The sequence below is a fragment of the Streptomyces bicolor genome (assembly GCF_000719285.1).
Lineage (GTDB): Bacteria > Actinomycetota > Actinomycetes > Streptomycetales > Streptomycetaceae > Streptomyces > Streptomyces bicolor.
This window is the reverse complement of the sequence record NZ_JOFS01000020.1, coordinates 122148-134371: the sequence shown is the minus strand read 5'-3', so window position 1 is coordinate 134371 and position 12224 is coordinate 122148. Positions and strand designations below refer to the sequence as shown.

Genomic DNA, 12224 nt, shown 5'->3' with positions numbered 1-12224 from the left:
GTCTCGACACTTCCGCAAGGTCGTAGCGATGAAATTCGTTGTTTACGTGACTGAGACCTGCGGATTTCGCAGCGGTGGCGGGATTGGGGGTGTTGAAAACGTGGGCCCGGCGATTAGGGTGGGTGTCTCAGTAACTGGACACCCCGTACTGACAGCCACAAGCAGTGAAGACCTGACAGGAGGCCGGCAGTGAGCACCGAGCTGCGTCGTCTGCGCAACTACATCGACGGTGAGTTCCGGGACGCCGCCGACGGACGGACCACCGAGGTGGTCAACCCCGCGACGGGCGAGGCGTACGCGACCGCGCCGCTGTCCGGGCAGGCGGACGTCGACGCCGCGATGGAGGCCGCCGCCAGGGCCTTCCCGGGCTGGCGCGACACGACGCCCGCCGAGCGCCAGAAGGCCCTCCTCAAGATCGCGGACGCGTTCGAGGAGCGCGCCGAGGAACTGATCGCCGCCGAGGTCGAGAACACCGGCAAGCCGGTCGGGCTCACCCGGTCGGAGGAGATCCCGCCGATGGTCGACCAGATCCGCTTCTTCGCGGGCGCGGCGCGGATGCTGGAGGGGCGGGCGGCCGCCGAGTACATGGACGGGATGACCTCGATCATCCGCCGTGAGCCGGTCGGCGTCTGCGCGCAGGTCGCGCCCTGGAACTACCCGATGATGATGGCCGTATGGAAGTTCGCGCCGGCCATCGCGGCGGGCAACACGGTCGTGCTGAAGCCGTCGGACACGACGCCGGCGTCGACCGTCCTGATGGCCGACATCATCGGCTCGATCCTGCCCAAGGGCGTCTTCAACGTCATCACCGGCGACCGTGACACCGGCCGCCTGATGGTCGAGCACCCGATTCCGGCCATGGCGTCCATCACCGGCTCCGTGCGGGCCGGCATGTCGGTCGCCGAGTCCGCGTCGAAGGACCTCAAGCGGGTCCACCTGGAGCTGGGTGGCAAGGCGCCGGTCGTCGTCTTCGAGGACACGGACATCGCCAAGGCCGTCGAGGACATCTCGGTCGCGGGCTTCTTCAACGCCGGGCAGGACTGTACGGCCGCCTGCCGCGTCCTCGTCCACGAGGCCATCCACGACGAGTTCGTCGCCGCGCTCGCGAAGGCGGCCACCGACACCAAGACCGGGCAGCCGGACGACGAGGACGTGCTGTTCGGCCCGCTCAACAACCCCAACCAGCTCAAGCAGGTCGAGGGCTTCATCGAGCGGCTGCCGGCGCACGCGCGCGTGGAGGCCGGTGGCAAGCGGGTCGGGGAGAAGGGCTACTTCTTCGCGCCGACCGTCGTCTCCGGCGTCAAGCAGGACGACGAGATCATCCAGAAGGAGGTCTTCGGGCCGGTCATCACCGTGCAGTCCTTCTCGGACGAGGCGCAGGCCGTCGAGTGGGCGAACGGTGTCGAGTACGCGCTCGCGTCGTCGGTGTGGACCAAGGACCACGGGCGGGCGATGCGGATGTCCAAGGCGCTGGACTTCGGGTGCGTGTGGATCAACACGCACATTCCGCTGGTCGCGGAGATGCCGCACGGTGGGTTCAAGAAGTCCGGGTACGGCAAGGACCTTTCGGCGTACGGGTTCGATGACTACACGCGGATCAAGCATGTGATGACGTCCCTGGAGGCGTAGTTCTCCGGCTGCGGGTGCGTGGGGGCTGGTCGCGCCCGCGCGGCGGAGCCGCAAATCGATACAGCCCCGCGCCCCTGAGGGACGTTGCAGCCCTGGACGCGTCAAGTACCGTCCGGGGCATGCCCTCTCGTCGCACTCTCCTTCGCGCGCTCGGTTCCGGCGCGATGCTCGGCGGGCTCACCGGCTGTGGTGTGCCCGCCGCCTACGTGCCGCCCGGCGAGCGGGCCGCCGCTGACCTTTCCGCCACCGACAAGCGGCTCGCCTGGGCCAACTGGCCGCTGTACATCGACACGGACGACGCGGACGAGACGCGGCGGCCGACGCTGGAGGCCTTCGAGAAGCGCACCGGCATCTCCGTCGAGTACGTCGAGGAGATCAACGACAACGACGAGTTCTTCGGCAAGGTCAGCCCCGCGCTGATGAACCATCAGCGCACGGACCGCGATCTCATCGTCATCAGTGACTGGATGTGCGCCCGGTTCGTACGGCTGGGCTGGGTCCAGGAGATGGACCGGGCGCGGCAGCCGAACGTGACGAAGTACCTTGATCCGCAGCTGCGTTCACCGGCGTTCGACCCGGGACGGAAGTTCACCGTGCCGTGGCAGTCCGGCATCACCGGCATCGCGTACAACCGCCGCAGGCTGGGCCGCGAGATACGCAGCGTGGCGGATCTGTGGGCGAGTGACCTGAAGGGCCGGGTGACGCTGCTCTCCGGGCTCGACGAGGCGTTCGCCCTGCTCATGCAGGGCAACGGCGTCGACATCACCCGGTGGAGCGCGGACGACTTCCACAGGGTCTGCGACCAGGTTGAGGAGCACGTGCGCAAGGGCCAGGTCCGCCGCTTCACCGGCAACGACTACATCAAGGACCTGTCGAGCGGGGACGTACTGGCCTGCCAGGCGTACTCGGGCGACGTCATCCAGCTCCAGGCGGACGAACCCGACATCCGCTTCGTCGTTCCCGAGGAGGGCGCCGAGCTCTGGTCGGAGTCCCTGATGATCCCCAACCTGGCCCGCCACAAGGCCAACGCCGAGCGCCTGATCGACTACTACTACGAGCCCGAGGTCGCCGCCGAGTTGGCGGCCTGGGTCAACTACGTGTGCCCCGTCCCGGCCGCCCAGGACGTCCTCGCCTCCGCCAAGGACGAGGAGACCGCCGCCCTGGCCGAGGACCCGCTGATCTTCCCGGACGCGGCGATGCGCAGGCGCCTGGCGATCGCGCGGGACATCACGGCCGGGGAGCGGGTGGAGTTCGCCAAGCGGTGGAATGCGGTGGCGGGGCTGTAGGGCGGGTGCCACACCTTTCGTCCGTCTCCCCGGGAAAGACGATGGCGCACTGCCGGCGGAGATGCAGCGGGCCACCTCGGCGGCCTCGAAGTTCTGGTTGCCGGCGGCGTCGCGGAGGAGGGCGGAGACGCCAGGACCTCGGGCGGCGTGCCGAGGATCCAGGTGGTGAGGGACAGGGACAAGGTGTCCGGCGGTCGTCCTCGACGTGCTCGTCGTAGGCGTGACAAATGGCGGGTGTGTCGGCCGTCCACCCGTCGGTCTCCCTTGTCGCGGGGCGCGTACCCAAATCCCGTGTGTCACACGGCAGTTCGGCGGCGTCAGACGAACGGCCCCCGCCGGTGCACCGCCGTACGCCCCACCGTCGCCGCCAGCTTGCGCAACCGGCGCCAGTCCAGGCGGGGGCCGCGCTGCGGGACGCCCGGGCGTTTGCGGGGGACGCGGACGCGCAGGGCGCCGGGGATGATGCGGCAGTGCACCGGGGCGGGCAGGACGAGGGCCTCGCCGTCGATGCCGGCCTCGATCTCCGCGCGGTCGGCCTCGATGACGACGTGGGGCGCGGTGAGGATGGTGAGGCCGCGCGGCGCGGGGTCGAGGATCAGTGCGGCGGCATCGGCCGCGCTGTCCACCCTGATGGCGAGGACACCGAGAACGGCGGCGTCGAGGCGGTCGCGGCGGCCGAACCCGAAGGGGTCGTCCGTGCGGTACGGGTTGTTGCTGACCAGCACGGCATGGGGGGCGTCGAGCGTCGTCCCGGCCGCCCGGGCCGTCAGTCGCGGGCCCTGCTGGCGGCTGAGCAGGTCGGGCAGCAGCTCCAGGCTGGTGCCGATCTTGTCGTCGCGGTAGGAGGGGCTCTGCACGATGGCCGCGTACGCCCCGAAGGAGGCGTTGTTGACGAAGGGCCGGTCGCCCGCGTAGCCGAGGTCGACGCGGAGCTCCACGCCGTCGGTGAGCGCGTCGAGGCAGCTGGACGGGTCGTCGCGGTCGAGGCCGAGGTCCATGGCGAAGTGGTTGCGGGTGCCCGCGCTGATCACCAGGAACGGGAGGTCGTACGCGGCGGCGATGGCCGCGACCAGCGCCTGCGTGCCGTCGCCGCCCGCGACGCCCAGCAGGTCCGCGCCCTCCGCCACGGCCTTGCGGGCCAGGGCGGTGACGTCCTGGTGCTGGTCCGGGTCGAGGAGGACGACGTGGGCGCCGAGCCGTTCGGCCTTCTCCTTGAGTGCGAAGCTGACCACCTTCCCGCCGCCCGAGCGCGGGTTCATGATGAGGACCGGCCGCTGCGGCGGCGGCGCCTTGCGCTCCCGCATGACCCGCACCCGCGTGCTGCCCGTGCCCCGCAGCGCGTACCGGCCGCTCCACACGGCCAGCGTCCACAGCGCCACGGACGCCAGCAGCGCCCAGAACAGGGTGGCCGCGAACAGTGCGACGACGGCGGCCGGTACGGCCAGGGCCACGACGGCCGCCGCCCAGCGCAGCGGCCCGCGCAGGGTCAGCGTCCACCACACCGCGACCGCGCTGAGACCCAGGCCCGCGGCGCCGGCCACCAGCAGCAGCACGCCGCCGACACCGCCGTAGGCGAGCGGCACGAGCACCGCGAGACCGGCCGAGGCCAACGCCGTACGCGCCGCCCACCGCTGGCCTCGGTAGGCCCGCTCGCTGAAGTCCCAGCCCATGATTCCTCCGTCCGCCGCGGACATCGTAGGGCGGGTGCGTCGCGCGTGTGACCAGCCCCGGCCGCAGCGCGGTGGTCAGGGCGGGGCAGCGCACGGCACACACTTTTGAACATGTTCAACAAGGGCGTACGCTACCCCCATGAGCGACAGAGCCGCCCTGCTCAAGGGCATCCGCGCCTGGTTGGCCTTCTTCGTCGTCTGCCTGGTGCTCAGCGGCGCCACGGCCTTCCCCCTCGTGCATGAACTGCGCTGGACCGAGGACCTGTTGCGCGCCCTGTCCGTGCCGGAGCAGCTGCCCGGCCTCATGGACTGGATCGAGCGCGTCCGGCACGGGCTCGACACCGCCGACGCCGAATACCCCTTCATCCTGTACGGCACGGACTGGCTGGCCTTCGCCCACCTCGTCATCGCCGTCGCCTTCTACGGCCCGTACCGCGACCCCGTCCGCAACATCTGGGTCGTCGAGTTCGGGATGATCGCCTGCGCCGGCATCATCCCGCTCGCCCTGATCTGCGGGCCGATCCGCGACATCCCCTTCTGGTGGTCGGTGATCGACATGTCCTTCGGTGTCTTCGGGGTGATCCCGCTGTATGTCGTACGGCAGAGGATCAAGCGGCTGGAGGCGCTGACCGAACAGTCGGCACCTCCGGCCGCTGCCGCCGCCGTCAGCGGTTGAACGCCGGGAACGCGAAGCGCTGGGCGATGGCCAGGCCGTCGCCCTTCGCGTCCGTGGAGTTGACGGAGTAGACGACCGTGCGGGAGAGGTCGCGGGTGGCCGCGACCACGGTGTGATAGCCGGGGCGGGCGCCCGTCTTGCCCCAGATCACCTTGCCGTTCAGCTCGTAACGTTCCAGCGCGGCGGCCATGGTGGCCCCCTCGACGTCCGGGACCGTGAACATCTCCTTCAGCTGCGGCTCGGGCACCACCTGGCCGCGGAACAGGGCGAACACCAGCCGTTCCAGGTCGGTCGTCGTCGAGATCATGTCGCCGGCGGCGAACCGGTCGGACATGTTCCACTCGGTCACGTCGACCAGCCTGCCGTCGATCCAGTCGTAGCCGCGGTTGTGCGCCCCGTGGATGCGGGGGTCCGGGCCGGCCGGGAACGAGGTGTGCCGCATGCCGAGCGGGCGGAAGATCCGTACGGCCGCCTGGTGGGCGTACGAGTCGCCGGTGACCTTCTCGATCAGCATGCCCAGCACCGTGTAGTGGATGTTGCCGTAGCGCTGGTGCTCGCCGGGCGCGTGGTCCGGGTCGGGGCCCTTGGCGACCGACGCGGCCACCACCTCCCCAGGGGTCAGCGTCTCGAAGCGGTGCTCGTAGCCGTCGTCGACGTCCTCGCCGAGGGATGCGCCCGGCTGGAGTCCGCTGGTGAAGTTCAGCAACTGCCGTACGGTGATGGGCTCGAAGTCGTCGGTGAGCAGGCCCGGCATGTACTGCTGCACCGTGCCGTCGAGGGAGAGCCGCCCCTCGGCGGCGAGTTGCAGCACGATCGCCGCGGTCACGATCTTCGTCGAGGAGCCCGCCCGGAACCGGGCGTTCTCCAGCGCGGGCGCCCCGGTTCTCACGTCCCGCACCCCGGCCGCCCCGTGCCAGCTCCCCTTGCCGCCGACGCGGATCAGCGCGGCCGTCGCGTCCTTGTCGGGCAGGCCGGCGAGCGCGGCGCACAGGGCCTTGACGTCGGGCCCGCTGGAGGGTGCGGTCTCGATGGCCTGCGCGGAGCACGACGACGATGGCGACGCTGGCCGCGCGGAGGCCGCCCCGGCCAGCGGCAGCGCGGTGAGGGTGAGCGCCAGCGCGGAGGTGAGGAGGGCGGGAAGCGGGCGTACGGGCATCTTCTGCTCCTGAAATCGACGGGGTGTCCGGTGAAGAGGTGGTGCGTGATCATCCTCGGGCGGTACGGCCCCGGCCGGATCGTCGGCGAGGAGGGGCTCGGCCCCTGAGCGAGCCCCGACCAAGTGCCGGGCGATACAGGGGAGTTGTAAGGGATCGCCCTTACGGGCCCCGTCCGCCGAAAAAAGTGTTATCGCCGCCCTCTTCACCGCGTCTCCACTCGCGTCCCTCCGTCCCCACACCCCGGAGCCACCCCCATGCCTCGCCTGTCCCGGAAGCGGAATGTGATCTCCGACATAGCCAACAGCGCAGGTCAGGCTGAGATGGTGCGTACGGGCAGCAAGTGACCCGGGAGAGGACGTACGTGGACGAGGCAGCCGGCAGGCAGTGGCGCTCCACCATCGCGGCGGCGCAGGGCGGTGACCGGCATGCGCTGGACGAACTGGTCGAGGGCTGGCTTCCGCTCGTCTACAACGTGGTCGGACGCGCCCTGAACGGCCATGCCGACGTCGACGACGTCGTCCAGGAGACCATGCTGCGTGCCGTCGACAACCTCGGCTCGCTGCGGGACCCGGACAGCTTCCGCTCCTGGCTCGTCGCCATCGCCATGCGGCAGATACGCGACCGGGCCCGCCGCAAGCAGCCCGTCCAACTCGACGAGTCCGCCGCGCACGAGGCGACGGACTTCGCCGAACTCACCGTGCTGCGGCTCCAGTTGGAGGGACAGCGGCGCGAGGTCGCGGAGGCCGTGCGCTGGCTCGACGACGAGGACCGGCAGTTGCTGTCGCTGTGGTGGCTGGAGGTCGCGGGCGAGCTGACCCGGCGCGAGCTGGCCGCCGCGGCCGGGATCAGCCGGCAGCACGCCGCCGTGCGCGTCCAGCGGGTGAAGGAACGGCTGGAGACCGCGCGCGGCATCGTCCGGGCCCTGGACGGCGCCTGCCCCGACCTGCGCGAGCTGACCGCCCGCTTCAGCGGCCGCCCCGACTCGGTCTGGCGCAAGCGGCTGGCCCGGCACATCAGGGGCTGCGGCTACTGCGGCGACACCCGCGAGGCCGTCGTACCGGCGGAACGCCTCCTCGTCGGCATCGCGCTCGTCCCGATCCCCGTCGGCTTCACCCTCTCCCTGGCCTTCGGCGGCAAGACGGCGGTCGCGGCGACGTCCGTCGGCTGGTCGGCCAAGGTGGTGGCCGCGCTCACCCAGCCCGCCGTCGCGGTGACGGCCGGCGCGACGATCGTCGCGGGCGGCGCGTACGTCGTCACCCAGGCCCCGGACGCCCCGCCGCCCCGGGCGGCCGCCCCCACCGCGGCCAGCACGGCCCGGCCCCGCCCGCCGTCGCCCACGCCGCGCGTGTCACCGTCGGCGACGCCCTCACCGTCGCCGTCACCGACGCGGAAGGCCGACCTGTACGGCACGGTCGTCGACGCCGTCGACCGGGCGCCCGACCCGAACGCCCGGCCCGCTGCCCTGCCGCACCGCCCCGAGTCCGGCATAACGAGCACGGGCGGCGCGCACGCCGTGATGAACCACCGCGGCGACAGCGCCACGCTCACCGGCCAGGGCTACATCCTCGTCCGCTGGCAGATCGCACCGCAGTACCGGCCGGGCGGCCTCGTCATGCCGGCCTGGACGGGACTGAAGGGCAAGCTCTTCCACGTGGCCTCGGGCGGCGGCCGCCGCATGGACGACCGCGTCAGCAGCACCGACAGCTCTGCCACCGGCATGGGCAGCACGACCACCGGGTACACCGTCCTGCCGCCCGGCACCCAGCAGATGTGGCAGAACGAGTACTTCTACCTCGACGGCAGCGTCACCCTCACCGTCAACGAGAGCGGCGCCGACTACAACCTCAGCGTCTTCCCCTCCAGCTGGGACGCCGCGAACAAGGACATCAACCTGGGACCGCCCGACGGCGTGATCCGCTACGGCCTGGTCCGCGACACCGGTAAGGACGACACGCCCGTCCCGCAGTACGTCACGCGCGCGACCCCGGCGGACGCGGCGACCGTGCCGCAGGAGTCCCGAGTGCGGAGCTCCTGAGCTCAGGCGGTGCGCAGGCCCAGGAGGGCGTCCACCCGGTTCGTGGTGATCGAGTCGACGCCGGCGTCCAGCAGGCGGCGCATGGAGCGGCGGGTGTCCGGGGTCCACACGGACAGCAGGTGGCCGTCGCGGTGGACGCGCTCGGCGAGGGCGTGGTCGACCAGCCCGAAGCGGTAGTTGAGCCAGCGGGGGCGTACCGCGTCCAGCAGCACGGGCCGTGGTGGCGCCAGCGTCGTCCAGGTCAGGGCGATCTCCGCGGCCGGGTCGGCGGCGCGCACGGCGAGCATCGCGGAGGCGCCCGCGCAGTAGTACACGCGGTCCTCGGCCCCGCACTCGCGCACGACGTCCACGACCCGGCGGGCGGCGCTCACATCGGGGGTGCCGGGCAGGTCGAGCATCACCCGGCTCCCGTCGCACACCGCCAGCGCCTCCTGAAGCGTCGGCACCCCGCCCGCCGTCAGCCCCCGCACCTCGGCCGCCGACAGCGCGAGCAGCGGCCGGTCCTGCTCCCACAGCCGCTTCAGGGTGTCGTCGTGCAACAGCACGGGCACGCCGTCCCTGGTGAGCCGTACGTCGATCTCCACCGCGTCCGCGCCCAGTTCGAGCGCGGAGCGCAGCGAGTCGAGGGTGTTCTCGCGGACGCGGTAGGGGTCGCCGCGGTGGGCGACGGCGGTCACGTTCTGCATGAGGGACATTGTGGTGGGTGGGGAGCCGTCGGGAGGTGTGGGGAGCCGTCGGCGAGGTTGTGGGTCGGTGGCGGTGTCAGGGCGCGAGCCAGTCGGCGGTGTACGTGTCGATCTCGGCCTCGATCCGCGCCTTGCCGGGCTCGTCGAGGAAGGACGCGGCCACGGCGTTCTTGGCCAGGTCGGCCAGGCCGCGTTCGTCGAGGTCGAGGAGGCGGGCGGCGACCGCGTACTCGTTGTTGAGGTCCGTGCCGAACATCGGCGGGTCGTCGGAGTTGATGGTGACGACGATCCCGGCCTTCGCGAACTCCTTGATCGGGTGCTCGTCGATGGTGCGGACCGCGCGCGTGGCGATGTTGGACGTCGGGCACACCTCCAGCGGGATCCGGTGCTCGGCGAGGTGCGCGAGCAGCTTCGGGTCCTGTGCCGAGCTCGTGCCGTGCCCGATGCGCTCCGCGCGCAGGTGGGTGAGGGCGTCCCAGACCGTCTCCGGTCCGGTGGTCTCACCGGCGTGCGGCACGGAGTGCAGTCCGGCGGCGATCGCCCGGTCGAAGTACGGCTTGAACTGCGGCCTCGGTACGCCGATCTCGGGCCCGCCGAGCCCGAAGGAGACCAGGCCCTCCGGGCGCACCCGGTCGTCCGTGGCGAGCCGCACGGTCTCCTCGGCGGCTTCGAGCCCCGCCTCGCCGGGGATGTCGAAGCACCAGCGCAGTACGGTCCCGAACTCGGCCTCGGCCGCCTTGCGGGCGTCCTCGATCGCGTCCATGAACGAGCCCTCGTCGATGCCGCGGCGGGTGGAGGAGAACGGGGTGATGGTCAGCTCGGCGTAGCGCACCTGCTGCCGGGCCAGGTCGCGGGCGACCTCGTAGGTCAGCAGCCGTACGTCCTCCGGGGTGCGGATCAGGTCCACGACGGACAGGTACACCTCGATGAAGTGGGCGAAGTCCGTGAACGTGAAGTAGTCGGCCAGGGCCTCCGGGTCGGTGGGGACCTTGGAGTCGGGGTGACGGGCGGCGAGTGCCGCCACGATGCGGGGGGAGGCGGAGCCGACGTGGTGGACGTGCAGTTCGGCCTTGGGCAGTCCGGCGATGAAGGCGTGCAGATCGCGCGGGACGCGGGCGTCGACGAGACGGTCGGTCAAGGTTCCTCCCCGGGAACGGCGTCCGCGGCCGGGTGTGGGGCGGCGGGCGCGGGTGATCGGCTGATCGGTGACTCGGGGGTCATCGTAGGCCGGGACCGCGAGGGCGGAGACGGGGCCTTAGCATGACGGCACGTACGAAAGAGGGGGGCCCGCGCATGTCCGACGATGCGGAGACGCCGGGGGTGGCGGAGGCGGCGGAAGTACTGGGGGCGTCGGAGGTATCTGGGGCTTCCTTGGAGAAGGGGCCGAAGGTGTCGCTCGGGAAGGGCGGCGATGGGGCGTCCGGGTCTTTGGGCGAGCCGGGGGTGCCGGGACCGGGGGGTGCGGTGTCGGGTCCTGAGCGGGATCCGTGGGCGCCTCCTGTCGGGGGAGCGCGGGTGGATTCCCCGGGGCCCGTGGGAGCCGGGCACACCTTCGCCCCGTACGAGCCGCCGACCTGGCCCGCTCCGTCCGTGCATGACCAGGAGACGGTTGGTTCGGCGCCGACGGCGGGAGTGCCGTCCGAGCCGCGGGACGCCGTCCCGCCGGCGCCGCCGTGGATGAATCCGTCGGCAGGAGGCGGTCCCTCGGCAGGGGCGGCGCCCGCGATGCCGGTGGACGGTTCGGCAGTGAACCCGTTCGCGCCGCCGGGCGGCTCGGCAGCCAACCCGTTCGCGCCGCCGGGGGCCGCGTCTCCCACGGCTCCCATGGCGTCCGCGTCGCTCGGGGCGCCGGTGAATCCCTTCGCACCTCCTGTCGGGCCCGGTCACTACGCGGCCCATGGCGAGCATGTGCCGCCGCCGCCCATCGGGCCCGAGGGGCCGGGGCGGGTGCCGTACGGCTATCCCGGTGGTCACGGTTTCCCTCCGGGGCCGGGTGCGGCGGGCTACTACGGGTGGCCCGGTATGCATGCCCTGCCCAGTAATGGGATGGGTACCGCGGGGCTGGTGCTCGGGATCATCTCGGCCGTGGTCTTCTGTCTGTGGCCGGTGGCGATCGTCGTGGGTGTGCTGGCGGTGATCTTCGGGTCGATCGGCATGGGTAAGGCGCGGCGGGGTGAGGCGACGAACCGGGGGCAGGCGCTTGCCGGGGTCATCTGTGGGGTGGCGGGTCTGGTGCTCAGCCTGGTGATGCTGGCGTTCGTGATCGCGACGTCATAGGGAACGCCGGGTGTTTCTCGCCCCCGCCGCCCCTACCCGTCCCGTCCCCGTCCTCAAACGCCGGACGGGCTAAGTCAGCCCCTCCGGCGTTTGAGGAGCGGGGGTCCAGGGGGCAGAGCCCCCTGGGAGCGGGGTCGAAGGGGCAGCAGCCCCTGGGGATGGGACGGGTAGGGGCGGCGGGGGCGAAAAACCGCCTACCCCCGCAACCGCTCCCGCGCCTCCATCAACGCAAACCCCAGCAAATTAGGCCCCCGCCACCGCTCCGGATCCCCGGCCCCCTCATCCCTCGCCGCCAACCCGATCCCCCACACCCGATCCACCGGACTCGCCTCCACCAGCACCCGATCCCCCGTACCCAGCAGAAACCCCCGCAGATCCGCATGCGCACCGAACTTGTGGACCGACCCCTCGACGACGATCCGGAACCGCTCCCGCTCCCACACCCCGTCGTCGAACCCCCGCACCAGCCGCCCGGCCTTCTTCGCCACCGACGGATGCCCGGCGTCGAGCACCCGCCGCTCCGCCTCCGCATCCCCGAACAGCCGCGCCTTCTCGGCCATCATCCAGTGCTCGGCGGTCGCGTACGCCACCCCGTCCACCGTGAACGGCGACGGCCACCACTGGCTCAGACAGCTCGCGCCCACCCGGCCGTCGGGCAGCGGCCGGTGCCCCCAGAAGTGCAGATACTTGACTCTCGCCCCCGCACGGACCGCCCCGAGAAGGGCGTCCCAAGAATCGATCTTCGCCATGCCCCCGAGCATCGCACGCACCACCGACAATCCGTCCTCGGTTTTCCAGGCGAACTCGA

10 protein-coding genes are annotated in these 12224 nt (G+C 71.6%); 5 read left to right on the top strand and 5 right to left on the bottom strand.

What is annotated here, in order from left to right; genetic code table 11:
* Positions 1 to 189 precede the first annotated feature (189 nt).
* Both IF78_RS0125660 and IF78_RS0125655 read left to right on the top strand, forming a co-directional pair.
* Positions 190 to 1629: a gamma-aminobutyraldehyde dehydrogenase gene (locus IF78_RS0125660; protein ID WP_031485040.1), complete on the top strand. Its 1440-nt coding sequence runs from the start codon at positions 190 to 192 to the stop codon at positions 1627 to 1629.
* Positions 1630 to 1748: 119 nt separating this feature from the next.
* Positions 1749 to 2915, top strand: coding sequence for a polyamine ABC transporter substrate-binding protein (locus IF78_RS0125655; RefSeq protein WP_031485038.1), 1167 nt, complete (start codon positions 1749 to 1751; stop codon positions 2913 to 2915).
* A 317-nt stretch (positions 2916 to 3232) separates the two neighbouring features.
* Here the strand turns inward: IF78_RS0125655 and IF78_RS0125650 are convergent, their stop codons facing one another.
* Positions 3233 to 4585, bottom strand: a complete 1353-nt coding sequence (locus tag IF78_RS0125650; RefSeq protein WP_031485036.1) for a diacylglycerol/lipid kinase family protein — start codon at positions 4583 to 4585, stop codon at positions 3233 to 3235.
* A 139-nt stretch (positions 4586 to 4724) separates the two neighbouring features.
* On the opposite strand from IF78_RS0125650, the gene IF78_RS0125645 reads away from it, so the two are divergent.
* Entirely contained in the window at positions 4725 to 5261 is a 537-nt protein-coding gene (locus IF78_RS0125645) for a hypothetical protein (protein WP_031485034.1), read from the top strand.
* Here the strand turns inward: IF78_RS0125645 and IF78_RS0125640 are convergent.
* Complete coding sequence (locus IF78_RS0125640; RefSeq protein ID WP_031485032.1) at positions 5251 to 6417, bottom strand: serine hydrolase domain-containing protein; 1167 nt, start codon at positions 6415 to 6417, stop codon at positions 5251 to 5253. The genes IF78_RS0125645 and IF78_RS0125640 overlap by 11 nt on opposite strands.
* Positions 6418 to 6779: 362 nt before the next feature.
* Between IF78_RS0125640 and IF78_RS0125635 the strand changes: the two genes are divergently transcribed.
* Positions 6780 to 8453, top strand: a complete 1674-nt coding sequence (locus IF78_RS0125635; RefSeq protein WP_037641211.1) for a sigma-70 family RNA polymerase sigma factor — start codon at positions 6780 to 6782, stop codon at positions 8451 to 8453.
* 2 nt (positions 8454 to 8455) lie between these two features.
* Here IF78_RS0125635 and IF78_RS0125630 read toward each other — a convergent pair whose 3' ends face one another.
* Entirely contained in the window at positions 8456 to 9139 is a 684-nt protein-coding gene (locus tag IF78_RS0125630) for a glycerophosphodiester phosphodiesterase (protein WP_031485028.1), read from the bottom strand.
* A gap of 76 nt (positions 9140 to 9215) precedes the next feature.
* Positions 9216 to 10334 carry an adenosine deaminase gene (locus IF78_RS0125625; RefSeq protein ID WP_107050013.1) on the bottom strand — a complete coding sequence of 373 codons (1119 nt, stop codon included), beginning with the start codon at positions 10332 to 10334 and terminating at the stop codon, positions 9216 to 9218.
* Between the two features lie 320 nt (positions 10335 to 10654).
* Between IF78_RS0125625 and IF78_RS49795 the strand changes: the two genes are divergently transcribed.
* A complete protein-coding gene (locus IF78_RS49795; protein WP_244889800.1) occupies positions 10655 to 11416 on the top strand; it encodes a DUF4190 domain-containing protein in 762 nt (253 codons plus the stop codon).
* A gap of 194 nt (positions 11417 to 11610) precedes the next feature.
* Here IF78_RS49795 and IF78_RS0125615 read toward each other — a convergent pair whose 3' ends face one another.
* Entirely contained in the window at positions 11611 to 12165 is a 555-nt protein-coding gene (locus IF78_RS0125615; protein ID WP_234439893.1) for a riboflavin biosynthesis intermediates N-glycosidase, read from the bottom strand.
* Positions 12166 to 12224: the final 59 nt, after the last annotated feature.